We start from the raw sequence: 18,545 nt of genomic DNA, 5'->3' as shown, positions 1-18,545 counted from the left end.
GGTCTCCAACGGCGTCGGTGACCTGGGGCGGACTGGCGTCCACGGCCGCACCGGAGGCCGGGGCGGGACCGGCGCCCCGGACTCGGCAGCGGCTTCGAACGGCTCCGGTGAGCCCACTACCGCGAGCGGTCCGGGGGTGGCCGGTGAGCCGGGTGGAACCGGGGACGCCGGCCGCGCGGGCGGGCCGAGCCGACCGCCCGTTCCGGGCGCGGCCGGTGATCCTGGCCGGGCCGGTGGACCGAGCCTGCCGGCCGTTCCGCGGCGGGCCGCCGCTCCCGGTCGTGCGGGCGGCCCGGACCGTCCCGGGCTCGACGGGCTCGTACGGATCCGTGACCTGGCCGGGCGGCCCCGGGGCGTGGGCGTTCCGGTTGATCACCACGGCACCCTCCTCACCGCTCACGAGGCCGTCGACGGGCTTGGCCGGCTCGTGCTGCACGCCGCCGGGCAGCGCACCTGTCTGGTCGGTGCCGAGGCCGTCACCGCGCTGCCCGCGCTCGGCCTGGCCCTGATCCGCACAGAAGGGCTGGACCTGGCTCCGCTGCCGCTGACGGTGCGCGAACGGGTCGAGGCCGGCACCTACGTCCGCGTCGCCGCCGGCCGCTGGCGCGAGGCACGGGTGCTCGCCGCCACCCAGGCCACGTACACCGCCACCGACCGCTTCCACCTCATCGACGACGCCCTGGAGCTGGCCATCGGCACGGCGGGCCAGGACGCGCTGCGGCCCGGTGGCGGCGCGGCCGGCGGACCGGTGCTCGACGCCGGGACCGGCGCGGTGCTCGCGGTGCTCGGCACCGCCCTGCACTCCGCCCGGCGCGACACCGGCTTCGCGGTGCCGCTGCGGCCGGCGCCGCAGGGCCCGCTCGCCGAACTGCTCGACCGCAACGCGGCGACCGTGCCCGCCTACGGGGCCGACCTCAACCTGGCCGGTGTCCTGGAACTGACCGCCGCTTCGGTGTGCCGGGACGGACCGCCCGGCGCACCGGCCGGCCGCACCGGCGCCACCGGCCTCGCCGCGGCGCGGCCGGTGGCACGGCAGCGCGTGGCGAACGAGCTGAGCGCCTTCGCAGACGCCGGCGCCGATGCCGGCGCAGGCCCCGCCGTGCTCGGTCTCGTCGGCGCCCCGGGCAGCGGACGTACGACGGAACTGGGGGCCCTCGCCGCCCGCCGCCACCGGGCGGAGCTCCCCGGCCCCACCCTGTGGCTGCGCGGCGCCGACCTGGAGGACGCCGACGAGTCCCTGGCCGACGCCGTGCGGCGCGGCCTGGCCCGCGCCGCCCGCGTCGCCGCGGCCGGGCCCTCGGCGCCGCCCGCCTGCCTCGCCGCCCCCACCCCCGAACGGCTGGCCGGCCTCGCACGGCGGGCCGGGCGCCCGCTGCTGCTCCTGCTCGACGCGCCGGAGGAGATGCCGCCCGCCCTCGCCCGCCGGCTGCCCGAGTGGACCGGAAACACGGCGCGCTGGCTGCGGGAGATCGGGGCACGGCTGGTGGTGGCCTGCCGGGAGGAGTACTGGGAGCACGCCGGGGCCGAGTTCCCCGCCGGCCTGCTGCACACGCCCGCGCCCACGGCGACGGACGACGCGAGCCCGCCGCCGTGCGTGCGGCTCACCGGTCTCACCCAGGAGGAGGCCCGCGAGGCCCGCGCCCGCTACGGCATCCCGGACGGAGCGCTCGACGGCCGCGACGCCTGGCACCCGCTCACCCTGCGCCTGCTCGCCGAGGTCCGTGCCGCCCTCCCGGGCGCCCCGCCCGCCGGGCCCGTCGACCGGCACGAGGTGTTCGCCGCCCACCTGGATCTGATGTGCCTGCGGGTCGCGGTCCGCCTCGCCGCCGAGAACGGCCTGCGCGGCACGGCCGTACGGCGGCTCGCCGCCCGGGTGGCCGGGCAGGTGCACGAGGCCGCCCGGCGCAGCCTCGGCACCGGACGGGGCGAGCTGGACCGCGAGTCCTTCGAGGCGCTGTTCCCCTGGGGGCGCGCCCCGGCGAGGCTGGGCGGCGGTACCGGCTGGGCCTGCGCCGTCCTCGCCGAAGGCCTGCTGGTCCCGGCCGGCGACGGCTACCGCTTCGCCCACGAGGAACTGGCCGACTGGCTCCAGGGCACGCACCTCGACCTCGACGAGGCCCTCGACGTCCTCGTCCACCGCCCCCGCGCCCCCCGGGACCCGCACCTTGAGCCGCTGCCCCGCCACCGCGCCGGCCCGGTGGTCCAGGCCCTGCTCCTCCTCGCCCGTCAGCAGGGCCCCCGCGAACTCACGTTCCGACTGGCCGAGTTGACGGACGCCCTGGACCTGGAGCCCAGTGCCTGGTGGCCCGCCCGCCTCCTCGCCCGCACCCTGCTGGCTGTCCCGGACGCGACGCCGTACACCGGGGTGCTGCGCGTCCTCGCCGACCACATCGTCGCCTGGCGCCGCGAACAGCGGCCGGTGGCACGCGAGTTCGGGCCCGCCTTCTGGACCGCGCTGCCCGTACCGGCCGAGGAGCGCCTCTCGCTGCTGCGCGAGCTGGTCCTGGCGGACACCGCGCCACCGGATCCGGCCGACACCGCGGGGCGCTACCTCGACGCCGTGGCACGGCTGCTGGCCGCCGAGCCCGGCACCGTACAGCCGTACCTGACCGGCTGGTTCGACGACGAACGGCCGCTGCCCGCGACCCCGCACGCCACCGTGGCGACCGCCGCGCAGGCGCTGCTGCACACCCACCGGCACGCGGCGCTGGACGAGCTGACCGAGGCGCTCGTAGCCGGCGTGCACCCGCGCGCGGACGAGCTGCTCGCCGTGCTCGCCGAGGACGAGCCCCCGGCGCTCTGCCGGGCCGTCGACCGCTGGGCGCACGACGAGCGCCCCGCACGCCGCGCCGCCGCCGTCGCGGCCGGGCTGCGCACCGCCCCGCACGTCCACTCGGCGACCGACCGGCAGCTGCTGCGCTACGCGGCCCTCGCCCTGCTCGCCCGCCCCGCCGACCGCGCCCTGCACGGCGGCGCCCTGGCCCTCCTGGTCGGCGACCCCGAGAGCCGCGCCCGGCACCTGACCGACGCCCTGCGCCACTTCGCCGACGGCGATCCGCTGTTCCCGCCCGCCGCCCTGCTCCCCGCCCTGAACACCCACCCCGAGCCGGTCCTGGAGGCGTTCCGCGCCCGGCTGAGCGGCTGTGGCGGCCCGGACGCCGGTGAGGTGCTGCGCACGCTCGCCGACGTCACCCCCCTCGCCGGGGCCGGCCCGGTCGCCGCCCTCGTCCGGGAGGTGGTCGAGCCGCGCCCGGAGCTGGCCGGCCCCGCGGCCGACTACGTCGACCGCTGCCTGGACCGGGGGCCCGCCGCCCGCCCCGTCCTGCTGCCCCTGGTCACCGCACTGCTCGACGACGGCCCGAAAGAGGTCCGGGCGGCCCTCGCCACCGTCCTCGCCGACCCCGGGGCCCCCGCCTCCCGGCCGCTGCGCCGCGAGCTGCTGGACCTTCTGCTCACCAAGGAGCGGGAGCCGGCCGTCCTGGACGCCGTCCTGTACGCGGCGGCCCCGCACGGGGACGGCCGGGAGGCGGAGCTGCGCGCACTGGTCCACCGCACCGGCCTGCTCCTCGTCCGCACCCCCGACGGGGCCACCCGCTTCGACTGCGCCCTGGTCGACCTAGCCCGGCACGCGCCCGGCTTCGCCGCCCGGATGGCACGCTGGCTGGGCGAGGCCCCGGACGACTGGGCCGCGGTGGTGGGCCCGAGCGCCCACCGCATGATCGACAGCCTGGCCGGCGTGCGCGTACCGGCCTGACCTGCCCGGGGAACGTGCGCCCGGTCACAGCCTCCATGCCGATGCGGGCGCCGGGCACCCGGCATGGCACCCTTAGACCTGCACAAGAGGTCAACGGTAGACACGGACAAGGGTTCGAGGAGCGGTCACAGTGCAGCGCTGGCGTGGCTTGGAGGACATCCCCCAGGACTGGGGGCGCAGCGTCGTCACCATCGGGTCCTACGACGGCGTCCACCGCGGCCACCAGCTCATCATCAAGCACGCCGTCGACCGCGCCCGCGAGCTGGGCGTCCCGGCCGTCGTCGTCACCTTCGACCCGCACCCCAGCGAGGTCGTCCGCCCCGGCAGCCACCCGCCGCTGCTCGCCCCGCACCACCGCCGGGCCGAGCTGATGACCGAGCTGGGCGTCGACGCGGTCCTGATCCTCCCCTTCACGACCGAGTTCTCGAAGCTGTCGCCCGCGGACTTCGTGGTCAAGGTCCTGGTCGACAAGCTGCACGCCAAGGCGGTCGTCGAGGGCCCGAACTTCCGCTTCGGCCACAAGGCCGCCGGCGACGTCGGCTTCCTCACCGAGCAGGGCAAGACCTACGACTTCGAGGTCGAGGTCGTCGACCTGTACGTCACCGGCGAGGCGGGCGGCGGCGAGCCGTTCTCCTCGACCCTGACCCGGCGCCTGGTCGCCGAGGGAGACGTGACCGGCGCCCGCGAGATCCTCGGCCGTCCGCACCGGGTGGAGGGCGTGGTGGTGCGCGGCGCCCAGCGCGGCCGCGAGCTGGGCTTCCCCACGGCCAACGTGGAGACGCTCCCGCACACCGCGATCCCCGCCGACGGCGTGTACGCCGGCTATCTGCACGCGCAGGACGAGATCATGCCGGCCGCGATCTCGGTCGGCACCAACCCGCAGTTCGACGGCACCGAGCGCACGGTGGAGGCGTACGCCATCGACCGCGTCGGCCTCGACCTGTACGGCCTGCACGTCGCCGTCGACTTCGTCGCCTACGTCCGCGGCCAGGCGAAGTTCGAGTCGCTCGAGGCGCTGCTGGAGCAGATGGCCGACGACGTGAAGCGCTGCCGGGAGATCGTGGCCGCGGAGGCGTAGAGCCCCGAGCACATGGAAGGGCGGCCGGTGCGATGCGCACCGGCCGCCCTTCGTCGTGACACCCCCGGCCCGGGCCTACTGCTGCGGCGGAGCCTGCGGAGGCTGCTGCGGCTGTGCCTGGGGCTGCCCGGGCTGCTGAGGCGGCTGCGCCTGGGGCTGCTGCCCGGGCTGCTGGGGCGGGTACGGCTGGGCGGGCGCGCCCTGGGGATGGGGCTGTGCCTGCTGCTGCGGGTACGGCTGTGCCTGACCCGGCTGCTGCGGGTAAGGCTGCTGCGGGTACGGCTGGCCGCCCTGCTGCGGGGGATAGGGCTGGCCGGGGTGGGGCTGACCGGGATAGGCCTGACCGGGATAGGCCTGACCGGGGTACGGCTGCTCCGGCGTCGGCTGACCGGGCACCGGCTGACCGGGGTACGGCTGACCCGGGTACGGCTGACCGGGATACGGCTGGCCCGGCGTGGCCTGGCCCGGCATCGGCGGGGCGGCCACCGGCGGCGGGTTGCCGTCGTTGGTCCACAGGCCGTGCATCTGCTGGTGCCGTACGAAGTCCTCGGCGACCATGGCCGCGAGGTTGAAGTACGACTCCCGCACCTTCGGCCGCATCATGTCGAGGTCCACCTCGGCGCCGGCGGCCAGGTGCTCGTCGAAGGGCACCACGATCACCCCGCGGCAGCGGGTCTCGAAGTGGGACACGATGTCCTCGACCTTGATCATCTTGCCGGTCTCGCGCACCCCGGAGATGACCGTGATCGACCGGGACACCAGGTCGGCGTACCCGTGCGCGGACAGCCAGTCCAGCGTGGTGCTGGCGCTGCTGGCCCCGTCGACGGACGGCGTCGAGATGATGATCAGCTGGTCGGCGAGGTCGAGCACCCCGCGCATCGCGCTGTACAGCAGGCCTGTGCCCGAGTCGGTGAGGATCACCGGGTACTGCCTGCCCAGCACGTCGATGGCGCGCCGGTAGTCCTCGTCGTTGAACGTGGTCGAGACGGCGGGGTCGACGTCGTTGGCGATGATCTCCAGACCGGAGGGCGCCTGGGACGTGAACCGCCGGATGTCCATGTACGAGTTCAGGTACGGGATCGCCTGGACCAGGTCGCGGATGGTCGCCCCGGTCTCCCGGCGCACCCGTCGGCCGAGCGTGCCGGCGTCCGGGTTCGCGTCGATCGCGAGGATCTTGTCCTGCCGCTCGGAGGCGAGGGTCGAGCCGAGGGCGGTGGTGGTGGTCGTCTTGCCGACGCCGCCCTTGAGGCTGATGACGGCGATCCGGTAGCAGGACAGCACCGGCGTGCGGATCAGTTCCAGCTTCCGCTGGCGCTCGGCCTCCTCCTTCTTGCCGCCCAGCTTGAACCGGGACCCGACAGCGGCGGGCCGGCCGCTCTTCGCCTTCTGGCGCTTGTTGTTGAGCAGCCGGTCCGAGGACAGCTCCACGGCCGCCGTGTAACCGAGTGGCGCGGCACCGGGGTTGGTCGGCTGCCGCTGGTCGTGCTGGATCGGCTGCGGCCATGCCGCGCCGGCCCGGGGATCGACGGCCGGCTGCGGAGCCTGACCCGCAGGCCCGGTCTCCGCGTCCTGCGCGGCCGGCTGCGGTTGTCCGGGCTGGGGGAAGCCGTAGCCGCCGGGCGGGTTGGGTCCGGTGGGGGCGTGGGGCTGTCCCTGCTGGGGGAAGCCGTAGCCGCCTTGCTGGGGGTTGGGGGTGCCGGGGTGTGGGGGCTGGGGTGCGGCCGGGTTGGGCTGCGGTTGTCCGGGCTGGGGGAAGCCGTAGCCGCCGGGCGGGTTGGGTCCGGTAGGGGCGTGTTGCTGTCCCTGCTGGGGGAAGCCGTAGCCGCCGGGCTGCTCGGGCGCCGGGCCCGGGTGGCCGGGAGCGCCGGCGGCCGGGGGCGGGCCGGGCTGGTGCCAGGCGGCGGGCGCGGGCTGGGGTGCCTGCGGCTGGAACGGCGGCTGCTGCGCGGGCATGCCCCCGGGGCCCTGCGCGGCGGCAGGCTGCGCCTGACCGGGCGGCATCGGGCCCGGCTGCTGCTGCGGCGCGGGCTGCGCGGGCCACTGGGCGGCCGGCGTGGGCGCGGCAGGCTGGTAGGACGGGGGCAGCGGAGGCAGCCCGTGCTGCTGCGCCGGCGGCGGTCCCCAGGCGGGCGGCGCGCCCTCGGGGGCGACGGCAGCGGCCGGACCGGCGGGCGCGGCGGGTGCGCCGGGCACGGCGGGCTGCGGGTCACCCGCCTGCGGAGCGGCGCCCTCGGGCTCGCCGTCCTGCGCCGGGGCGTCCCCGGTCCCGGGCGTACCGGGCTGTGCGTCGGCGGCAGTCGTGCCGTCCTGCGCGGACGCGTCGGCGAGCTCGGCGGTAGCGGCCTCGGCGGTGGCGGGCTCGGCGGCCTCGTCGGCCGCGCCCTCGGGGGTGGAGCCCGTCGCGGCTCCCGCCTCGTCCTCCGCTGTGCCGTCCGCCGCGTCGGCGGCAACGGCCTCGGCGGTCCCGGCGGGCCGCGCCACCTCCTCCGGGTCGGCGGACGCGGCCGCGCCGGCGGACGCTGCCTCGGCCTCCCCGGCCGTCGCGGTGACCTCGGCGGCCTCGGAGCCGCCGTCACCGGTGCCGTTCCCGTCGGCGCGCTCCTCGGGGGAGCCGTCCGGGGAAGCGGTCTCGTCCTCAGCCGCGGCCTCGCCTTCCCCGGTGTCCGGGCCGGCACTCGGCGCGGAAGCCTCGCCCGCGGTCCCGGTGGCCCGCTCCGCGGCGGCCACGCGCTCCGCGATCTCGTCCAACTCGCGCTTCAGCGCGACCGCGGAGAACCGCATGGTCGCCCCGCTCTCCAGGTCCCCGTTGCCCGGCTCCGGCTCCGCCACCGGCGCGGTGTCCTCCTGCCGGGGCGGCTCGGCCGGCCGCGGAGGCTGCTGCGGCTCGAACCCGTCGGGCAGTTGCGGCACCGGAACCGGGTTCCCGGTCGGCGGCGCGGGCGGGGCGTACGGCGTTCCGGGGCCGCCCGCCGGGGTCTGCTGGGCGTACGGAGCGGCCGGAGCGGAGACGGGCGGCGCGAAGGGCGCACCCGGTGCGGGCGCCGGGGGAGCGGGCGGCGGGGTGTACGGGCCGCCCGCCGTCGCGGTACCGGCAGCCGGAGCCGGGTACGGCGGCGGAGTCGGTCCCGCGTCGGGCGGCCCGGACGGGAACCGCGGCACCGCAGCGGCCCCGGAGGCACCGGCCGTGCCGGCCCCCTGGGCGCCGCCGGTGTCGCCGGAACCGCCCTGCGCCCCGGACGCGTTCTGCGTGTACCAGGCGGGCGGGGCATAGTCGATGGTGAACTCACCGGTGGTCTCGACGGCCGATTCCGCGTCGGGCTGGTCATCGCCGGGTGTGGCCCAGCCCCCGCGGATCCCGTCCCGATCGCTGCTCACAGTTCCTCCTGGTGTGGTCGGGCACCCTCATGCCGTGCTCGGGGCACCCCGTTCCGTCGTGCGATTCACCGGGGCTCGCCCGCACGGGCCGCTGAACCCCCCGGCCGCGAAGCCGTTCCGCCCGCTCGCGGGAACTCGCGACGCGCCCTGCCCCAGCCTAATCACCAAAAGCGCGGGCCCGGCAGGCCCGTCCGCCCCTTACCTGCCCGCTTTGCGCCGGACACCGGGCCGACGAGGGGCGCGGCACACACGGACGTACACCAAAACGTGACGAGAACCCACCACGTCCAGTCGTCAGCACCGCCGGAATTGACGCGAAAAGTCGCCAATCCCTGCCGGAAACAGGCCAAGTTGGACGACCGTCAGTCCATCCGGCGTGCCACACCCAGCAGTCCGGTCTCGGCGTCCGTCGCCCGCGTCATCACGTACTGCCGGTCCCGCTCGGTGCACCACAGGGTCACGCCGTCCGGAAGGGTGGGCAGCGACTCGAGCTCCGGGCGCGGCAGCGCCAGCACCCGCCCGATCTCCGCCGCCTCGTCCGGCGACACCCGCTGTACGCCCACCAGACGCGCCTGCCGCATCAACCGCGGTGCCACCGGGCTCAGATACGGCAGCAGCGTCAGCACCGACTGCCACGGCGCGGACGCCACCCGTCCGCGCGGCGGCCGCATACCGCAGTCCCGTACCACCAGCACCGGCGTCCCCGCCGAGGCGCCCTGCGGGGGCACCCGGCCGACGTCGTGCACCGCTAGGCCGTTCTGCCCGCCGCCCATCGCGTGCACCATCGGCATCCAGGCCTGGGGCCGCCCCGTCTCCACCGCCACCCGGGCGCCCGTGGCCGCCGCGCGCAGCGCCATGACCTGGGCCGTCCACAGACCGCCGATGAGCACGATGTCGTACGGCGTCGGACGGTTGACCCCGAGCACCGCGGGCTGCCCCTCGGTGTCCACGCCGACCACCACACCGTCGTCGCCGATCGGCAGGGACAGCGCGTCGGCCTGCTCCACGGGCAGTGTGTGCCGCGGATGGCGCGGACCCAGCAGGCCGAAGCCCGTCCGCAGCCGCTCGCCGAGACCCGCGCGCGAAGCGGCCGCGCCCGGACGTGATCCGCCCTGCTGGGCGGGCGAGGTCGTGACGGCCATCAGCGGGCACCTCCGAGCGGCAGGGTGGCCAGGACGCCGGGGAGCTGTTCCCGGTCCAGGCGCGCGAGACCGGTCCGCGCCTCGCGCGCCGCACGCTCCAGATCGCGCCGGGCGTCGGTCAGTTCCTGGTTGCTGCGGCCGGTGATCCGCACGTGTCCCGTGATGGACACGTTCTGCTGCGTGCCCCGGGCCAGGGTCAGGCTGAAGGTGGTCGCCAGCGCGGGCACCGCGGTCAGCCGCGCCACGAGCTGCGCCAGCGAGCCGCCGGATCCGCCCAACTGCGGCCAGCGGCGCACCCAGTAGGTGGTGTGCCGGCGGTTGTCGCAGCGCCAGCTCCGGCTGGACTCCTCGGTACGGCGCTGCGGCGCCTCGCCCCGCCCGGCCTGCGCCGTCACCATGGGGTTGGCGCACGCCGAGGTGGCGATGGCCGCCGTCAGCTCCTCCTCGGTGAGCACGCTCGCCCGGAACCCGGCGCCGGTCAGCCGGCTCGACAGGTGCTCGGCCGAACGCGCCAGGCACTTCTGCGCCCCCGGCAGTCCGCCGCCGCGCGCCGCCACCGCCTCCGGGCACAGCTCGGGATCGAGCTTCAGCGCTATCCACGTGATGCGCACCGCCGGCGAGCCGGTCTCCGCCTGCAGCGGCGCGTAGTTGCTGACCACCACCGACTGCTGCGGCAGGTGCAGCGCGGGCGCGGGCTGTGTGTGCACCACGATCTGCGCCGACTCCAGCCGGATCCCGTCGACTTCGAGGACGTCCCGCACGAGGGCCACCGGCAGCGGTCTGCGGCCGCGCTCCGCGCGCAGCGCGCCCGCGTCCGACTCCACCTGGAGCACCGCGGTCAGGAAGCCGCCGTCGCCCACCATGCCGATGGGCCGCTGGTCGCGGTCGTCGCCGCGGCTGTAGCTGTACGTGCGCAGGGACGGGTCGCACTCCACGGCGGGCGCAAGACCGGAGTCGGTGCCCGCCGGCACGGGGGTGCTCGCGGCCCGCCGGTTGCGGGCGCGCAGCGCCAGCAGGGTGCCGAGCCACTCCGGCAGGGAGCGCCCGCGGCGTCGTACGACGGCGAGCACCACCAGTACCGCGGCGACGGCGGCGGCGGCGATCAGCGCGACCATGCCGGCGAGCCAGCCGCACACCACCAGCGCGGCCGCGGCCTCGAGCAGCACCAGCCGCTGCACCGCGAACGAACCGCCGCGCCCGGAACGGGACTCCGGGTGCGGGGCGAAGGCGCCCTGCGGGGACGTGGTCGCCCGCTCGGCGCGCCGGCCGGAGGGAGAGGAGCCGCGGCCGCCCGGCCGCCCCGCGTCACCCGATCGTGCCCCCGATTGCGATCGCGACCGGGTCCGCGTCGCGGAAGCCATCACTCCAAAACCCCCGAACTCTCCCGAATTCCCTTGCGCTCCGGTCCCTTCGAGCCGTGAGCACCCTACCCGTGCCACACGCACGTCCACGCAACAGGCATAGTAGGGGCCGGGTCTGACAGTCGAGGCACCAGAGGAAACCGAGGACGGGGGACGGATCTTCACAGGTCCCCCACGGCTCCGCAACGGGGAGAGAGCGGACACAGATGGCATCACGGCGGGACGAACTCAATGCCTACACCTTCGCGAAGCGCCGCACGCTGGCGTCCTTCCTGCAGCCTTCCCCCTCCGGTTCCGAGGAGGGCGCCCCGAAGCCGCTGAAGGCACTGGTGCCGGGCCTCGTCGTCGGCGTCGTGATCCTCGCGGTGTTCGGCGCGATCGGCATGTTCAGCCCGACCGCGCCCAAGGGGTGGGACACCCCGGAGGAACACGTCATCGTCGCGAGCGAGTCCACCACCCGGTACGTCGTGCTGAAGACCGGCGCGCAGAAGCAGCTCCACCCCGTCCTCAACATGGCCTCCGCCAAGCTCCTGCTGGACCCCGGCAAGGACAGCGTCATCACCGTCGACGAGAAGATCCTCGACAGCGGCAAGCCCCCGCACGGCGCCACCATCGGCATCCCCTACGCCCCCGACCGCCTGCCCTCCCCGGACGAGGCCTCGGCCACCAAGCGCTGGGCGGTCTGCGAGCGCCCCGGCGAGGGCGGCCGGGCCATCCAGAAGGCGGCGTTCGTGCTCGCGAAGAAGGAGTGGTCCAGGACGGACGGGCGCGACAAGCTCGCCCGCGGCGACCTGATGTACGTCGTCGGCCCCGACGGCAGCACCCAGTACGTGGTCGACGCGCGGGGCACGGCCTACGAGATCGCCGACCCGGCCGACAAGGAACTCCTCAAGGCCCTCGACACCCAGGGCCGCGCCCCGCAGCGCGTCTCCCAGGAGTGGCTCGACACCCTCCACAAGGGCGACCCGGTGTCCATCCCGTCCATCCAGGGCACCCCGGGCGAGAAGGCGGGCGCCTCCGCACTGCTGCACCAGTACGACAAGGTCGGCGAGGTCATCAAGGCGTATGACGGGCAGACGATGCGGTACTACGTCGTGCTGAAGGGAAAGGTGGCCCGCGTCTCCGAGTTCACGGCCACGCTCCTGCTCAACAGCGGGGACCTCGTGGGCGTGGGCCAGGCCGGTGAGGCGCAGCAGGTCAGCCCCGGCGCGGTCGTCGACAGCACCACGTTCGACGGCGACCGGAACTGGCCGGCGTACAAGCCGAGGACGGTGAACGACGGCTCCAGCCCCACCAGCGGCCGCAACACCCTGTGCAACGTGCTGCGTTCGGTCGGCGCCAAGGGCGGCGCCACCACCCTGTCCACCTGGGTCGGCAAGGACTTCCCCGCCCAGCTGCCCACCGGCTCCTCCAGCGCCTACGTCACCCCCGGGTCCGGCCAGCTCTACCGCCAGTTCCAGGGCACGGAGACCACGGCCGGCGGCGTCTTCCTGGTCACCGACACCGGACTGCGCTACGCCCTGCAGTCCAACAGCGACAGCACCACCGACGACCAGGGCATCGGCACCTCCGCCAAGCGGCGCAAGGAGGAGCTGAGCGAGGCGAAGATCGCCCAGACCCGCCTCGGCTACGAGAACGTGACGCCCACGCCCGTCCCCGTCGAGTGGTCGAGGTTCCTGCCGACGGGCCCGCGCCTGTCGGAGGCGGCGGCCCGGCAGCCGCAGGGTTCGTAGCGGCGGGGAGGAGAACGCACCCATGTTTCCCAAGTCCCCTGCTAAGTCGCCCGGCACCGCGGCCCGGACCGCCCCGCGGGCCGCGTCCCTGGCCGCCGCGGCGCTCCTGACCGCCGCGACCACCACCCTCGCCCTGCCCGCCGCTCCGGCCCACGCGGACGACGGCCAGTGCACCTTCCCGGCGAAGAACTACACGGGCCGGCCGTGGGCACTGCAGCGCGTCAACCTGGACGCGCTGTGGGCCCAGTCGACGGGCAAGGGCGTGCGGGTGGCCGTGATCGACACCGGGGTCGACGTCAAGAACCCGCAGCTCACCAAGGCCGTCGACGCGTCCAGGGGCAAGAACCTGCTGCCGCCGAAGAACTCCAAGGGCGAGAAGATAGAGCGCGGCAACAGCTCGGGCACCACGGACACCGTCGGCCACGGCACCCGCGTGGCGGGCATCATCGCGGCCCGGCCCGCCAAGGGCACCGGCTTCGTGGGCCTGGCTCCGGACGCGACCATCATCCCCGTCAAGCAGAACGACGCGGAGGGCGACGGCACGGCGCTCACCCTGGCCGACGCGATCCGCCACGCCGTCCAGGCCGGCGCCGGCGTCATCAACATCTCCCAGGACACGGCCAACGCGGTCCGGCCGGACGCCCGCCTCCAGCAGGCCGTCGACTACGCCCTGAGCCGGAAGGTCGTGGTCGTGGCCTCCGCCGGCAACGACGGCCTGGGCGGCAACGTGAAGGTGACCTACCCGGCGTCGTACAAGGGCGTGCTGGCGGTCGCGGCGTCCGACCGCAACAACGAGCGGGCGGCGTTCTCACAGTCCGGGGACTTCGTGGGCGTCGCCGCTCCCGGCGTCGACATGATCTCCACCGTGCCCGGCGGCGGCCACTGCTCGGACAACGGCACGAGCTTCTCGGCACCCTACGTCGCGGGCGTCGCGGCGCTGCTGAAGGCCAAGTACCCCAAGTGGACGGCCCAGCAGGTCACCGCCCAGATCGAACAGACCGCGGAACGCTCCATCCCGGGCAGTGACCGGCTGGTCGGCTGGGGCGTGGTGGACCCGGTGAAGGCGCTGACCGACGTCGACCCGGAACACCCCGTCCAGTCACCGCGCCCGGAGGACGGCGTCTCCCGCGGCGAGGCCCCCTCGGTCACCCCCCTGCGCTTCGGCGAGACGGCGCAGGAGCGCGACACCCGCATGGCGACCTACGTGGTCGTCGGCGGCCTGGTCCTCGTCGCGGGCCTGACCGGCGCGGCCGTGGCGGTCCGTGACGCACGGCGCCGGCGCGAGGCGCGGCCCGAAGGCGGCTCGTGGACACGCTGACGAGGACGGACGGGCGCCTCCTGTGGGGGCGCCGTCCGGCCGCGCGGGTGCGCGCAGGCGGCCGCTGACCTTCCCCGGCCCGGCTTCACAGCTTGCCGAACACGACCCCGCGCCAGGTCCAGCCGGACTTCACAACGGTGTCCCGCAGGGGGTCACGCAGCTCGGAGACGTCGAACCGGAAGGTCTCCGTCGCCTCGGGGCGGCCGTCGTCCCCGCGTCCGACCGTCCACCGCCGGGTGACCGTCCGGTCCTGCCCGCGCGAGTACGACGACGCGACCTGGAGCCTCGGCGGATCCCCGACCCGGGTGACCTCCCACTGCTCCTCCAGGGCACGCACCTCGTGGCCGTCGCGGTCCAGCCGCATCCGGATGCGCACGGCATGCGTGATCCGGGACTCCAGGAAGAAGCTCTGCCAGGCGGGCTCCGCGATCCGCCACTCCGCCACCACATCGGCGCCCTCCGCGGCGCCGTAGCGGACGACGTACGGCGCGTCCGGCCGGCTGAGCCCCAGCAGGGCCGAACGCAACTCCTCCGCCGGCGCCGGCGGGACACCGTCCGCGGGTCGCCGGGTCCCGGTCAGCCTGTCGAAGAGTGCCATGGGCTCAACCTACGAGGGACACCGCCGACGGCACAACAAACCGTCCGCCCGCCCCGCGCACCGGGTCACGCAGCCGCGCCGCCGCCCGGGCGCACGGTGCGCACGAGGTCGCTGAAGTCGTCGAGGACCGCCGGGTGCTGGGCCGCGGTCGAGGTGAGGATCAGCCGGATCACCGCCCGCTTGTGCGGGTCGGACAGGTCCAGCATGGACATGTAGACCTGGGACTGGACGAGGTCACGGCTCACTCCGCCGGCGATGGTGGAGAAGGACAGCCTCTGGGTGAGGCCGGGGGCCTCCGGCGAGCCCGTCTCGCGCCGCCCCGTCACCATGACCGAGGTGACCGCCCGGCCCAGGCGCCGCACCGACTCGTCGGCGATCTCCGGCAGCGTCGCCGGGTCCGGACGGAACTCGCCGTCGATCGTGATGTTCGCGGTGAACCCGCCGTCGGACGGCAGATGCACCGCCACGAACGCGGCGCCGGGGGCCCCCACCTCGTCCGGAGGCGCCGCGCGCCAGCCCTCCGGCAGGTCGAAGTCGATCGGGACCGGCAGGCTCGTGGTCATCGCGAGCCCTCCTTCCTGGAGCGGTGCGTCCTCGCCGTCGGCCGGGGAGGTGCGGAAGAGGTGCGGATCAGAACAGACTGCCGATGGCGTGACCGGCCGAGCTCAGACCGTCGCCGACGGCATCGGCCAGATCGCCGGCGGTGCGGGTGACCTTGTCCGGGTCGACGGTGAACTCGACGCCCACCTCGCCGCCGACGATGGGGGAGAGGCCCACACTCGTCTTGAACTCCCACTTCCCGTCCTCGGTCTTGCCTATGTCCAGGTTGGCCTCGGCCCCGGGGCCAGCCCATCCCTCGGCGGTGACACCGGCCCCGATACCGCCGATGTCCGCGCCCACGGCGCCGCCGCCCTTCGCCCCCGCGAACGCCTCGCCGCCCAGGTTGAAGCCTTCGAGGCCCGCCCCGGCGTGCGCGCTCGCCTCGGCGCCCGCCATGCCCTCGGCGCGTGCGTAGACGCCGACCGGGCCGACGTCGAAGCGCCCCTTGGAAGACGCCTCGCCGCCCGCCAGGGCGCCGGCCTCCCCCTGGAGGCCCTCGTTGGTGACGCCGCCGCTCACGGAGCCCTTCGCGCCCGCGTAGGCCTCGGCCTCACCGTCGAGCTTCACCGGCCCGTTGGTGAGCGAGCCCTTCGCGCCGGCGCGGCCGAGGTCGGCGTGCGCCTCGGCCTCGCCCATCTTGCCGGATCCGGTGTCCGGCCCGGTGGCCTCCGCGCCGACATCGGGGCCCGAGGCCTCGGTCTCCCCGTCGGAGACCCAACCGTCCAGCTTGGTGGGCGTCTTCTTCGACTCGGCGACGTACTTGTCGATGCCGCTGTGCGCCTGGCCGTTGAAGCCGGTGAGCGTGCCGTCGCCGAGGTCGGAGTCGAGCACCACCGCCTGGAGCGCGGTCTCGACATGCGCGTCGGCCTCGACGACGTCCTTCACGGCCTTGTCGATGTGCTGCTGCCAGGAGGCGACGGCGGAGCGCACGGACTGCTGGTAGTCGGGGTCGTGGTGCAGGGCGTTGCGCTCGCCGTCACCGAGCTTGGCCGTGTCGAAGGAGACCACGCCCGCCTCCGACACCGCCATGCCCGCCTCGACCGCGTCCGCCCGGGCCGACTCCAGCTTCTTGCGCAGGTCCGTGAACTGGGTGTGCGCCTCGCGCAGCAGCGAGGCCACCGCCTTGGCCTCCACCTGGGCGGCCTGGAACTGCTTGAGCGTGACGTCGAACCGCCGGCCGGCGGCGTCCGCGCTCAGCCCTGTCCAGGTCTGCCCGGTGGAGACGCCGTGCACGTCCCGCTTGTAGGCGGTCTCCTGCTTGTGGAACTCCTCGGCCATCCCGTCCCAGCGGTCGGCCGCCGTGGAGAGGCTGGACAGATCGGTCGTCATGATCTCGTGGTAGTTCGGCATGGTTCCCCGTTGTGATGGCAGGGCGGCGGGCCGGCCGGGACGGCTGTCCGGGCGGCGACCGCGCCCGGCGGTCCCGTCAGTAGCCGCTGAGCACCGACACCGAGCCGGCGTTCGCCCCGGCCCGGAAGTCCGTGTTCTGCAGCACGGTGTTCGCGCCGCGCAGCGACGCCTTGTCGGATGCGAGCATGTTCATCAGGTTCTGGACCTGCTCGCCCCAGGTCCCGTGCGCCTTCTTCAGCGCCCCCGAGGTGTGCCAGCCGTCGCGGAACCCGGAGACGGCCGCTTCGGTCTCGGTGTCCGCCCAGTCGCCGGCCTTGCGGGTGCCGGGCTCGATGTGGTCCTCGATCGCCTTCGCGGCGGCCTTCTTCTCGGCCGGGGAGGAAGCGAGGTCCTTCTGACCGCCGAGCAGCGGCGGGGGGCCCGCGGAGCCCCCCGGATCGGCCGGCACCTGATTCAGCCGCATCCCCACGGGCTGCGCGCCCGCCTCGCCCGGCGTCCGTCCTGCTCCCGGCCCTGCCATGACCCGCCTCTCCCCGTTAACCGCCGCGTCCGCGCGGCGGCTTCCCATCGCCTTCGCCGGCCGTGCCGTTCCGCGGCCCCGGCCGGACGACGTCAGCCCGCGGCCGGCGAGACCTTGTCGTCGGCCTTGTAATCGAAGTTGATCTTTCCGTCCTCCACGGAGGTCACCTTGACCGTGATGCCCAGGGTGCTGCCGTCGTCCGCGCTGAGCGTGCACCGCGTCGTCGTGCCGACCTTGCCCTTGAGGTCCTCGGGACACGTGATGTGCGGCTTGGGCCGCCCGGTGGTGGCGGCGAGCTTGGCGGAGAGCGTGGACGCCAGTTTGCCCGCGGACAGTTTCGGCGTGCCGACGCTCACGGAGGCCGAGCAACCGGAGAGCAGGACGCCGACGGTCACCGCCGAGAACGCCGAAACGGCGGCGGACCTGCGGAACTTGGGCATGTCGAGTCTCCGGATTTGCTGAGCATGACAGAAAGACGCCCGAAGCTTACTTGCCGGGATCGCCGCGGGCGCCCCGGGGAGGCGCGCACATGCGGCATCCGCCGGCCCTCCATGACTCCTGCGGTTTGCCCCCGCGTGCCCTTCACGGAAATGCGGCGGCGAACGACAAGGTGTGTTCTCCGCAACCGATTTGAGGCTCGCCCCGCCCCGGCTCCTCGTCCGTCCACCCCTCGTTCACGCTGACCCCTATCGGGTCGGACGTCACCCGTTAGGGCCTCCACCGCGCCACGGCGTCAACTCCCGTCCGTGGCACGGAGGGTGGCCGGTGCCGCCCGCCCGGCCGTGCGTAGAGATTCCATGGAAATCCCTGTGCGTCATCGCCTGCAAACAGGAAAACCGGACAAACCATGGCCGCGGGTGCCGACCTGTGACCGAGTCAAGACACATGCTCGGTTGGACCGGTTGGGCAGGTTGACTAGAGTGGTAAAGGCGTTGTGAGACGCGGCTCGCTTTGCGATCGTACGGCGAGCGGATGGTCGGTCCCGGCCCGTCAGGGCCGAGCGACCGTACGGGGAAACGGGGAGGAGCGTCGTGCTTCCGGCAGACATGGTGGGGGGCGTGTCAGCGGCGAACCTGAAGGCCAGCGGTGACGCGCTGAAGAAGTTCGTGAGCCGGGTGGACGCCGTACTCAAGGACCTGGAGGGGTCGGCGGGCAACCCGGCACGCGTCGGGCAGCAGGCGATCCGCAAGGGGTCGCTCAGCAGCGCGGCCGGCGCCTTCCACGAGGCGGACGCCTTGTACGGCACGTTCAACGCGGTCCACGAGCGCCTCACCACGCTCTCCAGGACCCTGCACCTGCAGATCGAGGCGATCGGTATCGCCGTCCTGGGTGCGAAGGGGACCTTCGACAACCTCGAAGAGGAGCAGCGGCGGCGGTTCTGGGAGATCAACTCCGAGATCAAGAAGCTCAACCCGCCGAGTAACGGCGAGCATGGCAAGGACGACACTCAGGGGGTGTTCTGACGATGACCGACAAACACAAGGCAGACCTTGATCGGGTTTCCTCTCAGAACAACTTCACGGACTTTGCGCGGGATGCGGCGGAGCACCCTCATGCGGGTGGCCTCAGAGGGCTCGTAAACAGTGTGATTCGTGCAGCTGCGGCCCCTACTCCGTACGGTGAAGCCATGGTTGACCGCACGGAATTCGACATGCGGTCCCTCAACGAGATGGTCGATCTGGTCGAGCAGACCAACCCAGAGGATCTTGAATCCTC

The 18,545-nt window shown here is 74.5% G+C and carries 13 protein-coding genes; 5 read left to right on the top strand and 8 right to left on the bottom strand.

Going from position 1 to position 18,545, the window contains the following annotated elements; translation table 11 throughout:
* The first annotated feature begins 355 nt into the window (after positions 1 to 355).
* Both TNCT1_RS34780 and TNCT1_RS34775 read left to right on the top strand, forming a co-directional pair.
* A complete protein-coding gene (locus TNCT1_RS34780; RefSeq protein ID WP_235903057.1) occupies positions 356 to 3,754 on the top strand; it encodes a trypsin-like peptidase domain-containing protein in 3,399 nt (1,132 codons plus the stop codon).
* A gap of 130 nt (positions 3,755 to 3,884) precedes the next feature.
* Positions 3,885 to 4,832: a bifunctional riboflavin kinase/FAD synthetase gene (locus TNCT1_RS34775; RefSeq protein WP_143640204.1), complete on the top strand. Its 948-nt coding sequence runs from the start codon at positions 3,885 to 3,887 to the stop codon at positions 4,830 to 4,832.
* A 75-nt stretch (positions 4,833 to 4,907) separates the two neighbouring features.
* On the opposite strand, the gene TNCT1_RS34770 is transcribed toward TNCT1_RS34775, so the two are convergent.
* The 3 genes from TNCT1_RS34770 to eccE all read right to left on the bottom strand — a co-directional run bounded on the left by TNCT1_RS34770 (position 4,908) and on the right by eccE (position 10,710).
* Entirely contained in the window at positions 4,908 to 8,207 is a 3,300-nt protein-coding gene (locus tag TNCT1_RS34770; RefSeq protein WP_143640202.1) for an SCO5717 family growth-regulating ATPase, read from the bottom strand.
* Positions 8,208 to 8,569: 362 nt separating this feature from the next.
* Complete coding sequence (locus TNCT1_RS34765) at positions 8,570 to 9,349, bottom strand: hypothetical protein (protein ID WP_143640200.1); 780 nt, start codon at positions 9,347 to 9,349, stop codon at positions 8,570 to 8,572.
* The gene (eccE, locus tag TNCT1_RS34760; RefSeq protein ID WP_174266555.1) at positions 9,349 to 10,710 is read right to left on the bottom strand and encodes a type VII secretion protein EccE; all 1,362 of its coding nucleotides are present in this window, start codon (positions 10,708 to 10,710) and stop codon (positions 9,349 to 9,351) included. The genes TNCT1_RS34765 and eccE overlap by 1 nt, the downstream gene beginning before the upstream one ends.
* Before the next feature lie 206 nt (positions 10,711 to 10,916).
* Between eccE and eccB the strand changes: the two genes are divergently transcribed.
* Together eccB and mycP are read left to right on the top strand one after the other, a co-directional pair.
* Positions 10,917 to 12,443: a type VII secretion protein EccB gene (gene eccB, locus TNCT1_RS34755; protein WP_143640198.1), complete on the top strand. Its 1,527-nt coding sequence runs from the start codon at positions 10,917 to 10,919 to the stop codon at positions 12,441 to 12,443.
* Between the two features lie 22 nt (positions 12,444 to 12,465).
* Positions 12,466 to 13,761 (top strand): type VII secretion-associated serine protease mycosin, encoded by a 1,296-nt coding sequence (gene mycP / locus TNCT1_RS34750; protein ID WP_143640196.1) that lies wholly within the window; start codon positions 12,466 to 12,468, stop codon positions 13,759 to 13,761.
* A gap of 85 nt (positions 13,762 to 13,846) precedes the next feature.
* Here the strand turns inward: mycP and TNCT1_RS34745 are convergent, their stop codons facing one another.
* The 5 genes from TNCT1_RS34745 to TNCT1_RS34725 form a co-directional block, all read right to left on the bottom strand.
* Positions 13,847 to 14,359 carry a hypothetical protein gene (locus TNCT1_RS34745; RefSeq protein WP_143640194.1) on the bottom strand — a complete coding sequence of 171 codons (513 nt, stop codon included), beginning with the start codon at positions 14,357 to 14,359 and terminating at the stop codon, positions 13,847 to 13,849.
* A gap of 65 nt (positions 14,360 to 14,424) precedes the next feature.
* Positions 14,425 to 14,922: a hypothetical protein gene (locus tag TNCT1_RS34740; RefSeq protein WP_143640192.1), complete on the bottom strand. Its 498-nt coding sequence runs from the start codon at positions 14,920 to 14,922 to the stop codon at positions 14,425 to 14,427.
* 67 nt (positions 14,923 to 14,989) lie between these two features.
* Complete coding sequence (locus tag TNCT1_RS34735) at positions 14,990 to 16,309, bottom strand: hypothetical protein (protein ID WP_143640190.1); 1,320 nt, start codon at positions 16,307 to 16,309, stop codon at positions 14,990 to 14,992.
* A gap of 76 nt (positions 16,310 to 16,385) precedes the next feature.
* Positions 16,386 to 16,829 (bottom strand): hypothetical protein, encoded by a 444-nt coding sequence (locus tag TNCT1_RS34730; RefSeq protein ID WP_143640188.1) that lies wholly within the window; start codon positions 16,827 to 16,829, stop codon positions 16,386 to 16,388.
* 92 nt (positions 16,830 to 16,921) lie between these two features.
* On the bottom strand, positions 16,922 to 17,269 hold the full coding sequence (locus TNCT1_RS34725; RefSeq protein ID WP_143640186.1) for a DUF4333 domain-containing protein: 348 nt from the start codon (positions 17,267 to 17,269) through the stop codon (positions 16,922 to 16,924).
* 618 nt (positions 17,270 to 17,887) lie between these two features.
* Between TNCT1_RS34725 and TNCT1_RS34720 the strand changes: the two genes are divergently transcribed.
* The gene (locus tag TNCT1_RS34720; protein WP_308789302.1) at positions 17,888 to 18,292 is read left to right on the top strand and encodes a hypothetical protein; all 405 of its coding nucleotides are present in this window, start codon (positions 17,888 to 17,890) and stop codon (positions 18,290 to 18,292) included.
* Positions 18,293 to 18,545: the final 253 nt, after the last annotated feature.

This window comes from Streptomyces sp. 1-11 (assembly GCF_007176755.1).
GTDB lineage: Bacteria > Actinomycetota > Actinomycetes > Streptomycetales > Streptomycetaceae > Streptomyces.
The sequence above is the reverse complement of the archived record's forward strand: the minus strand, read 5'-3'. Positions and strand labels throughout refer to the sequence as shown.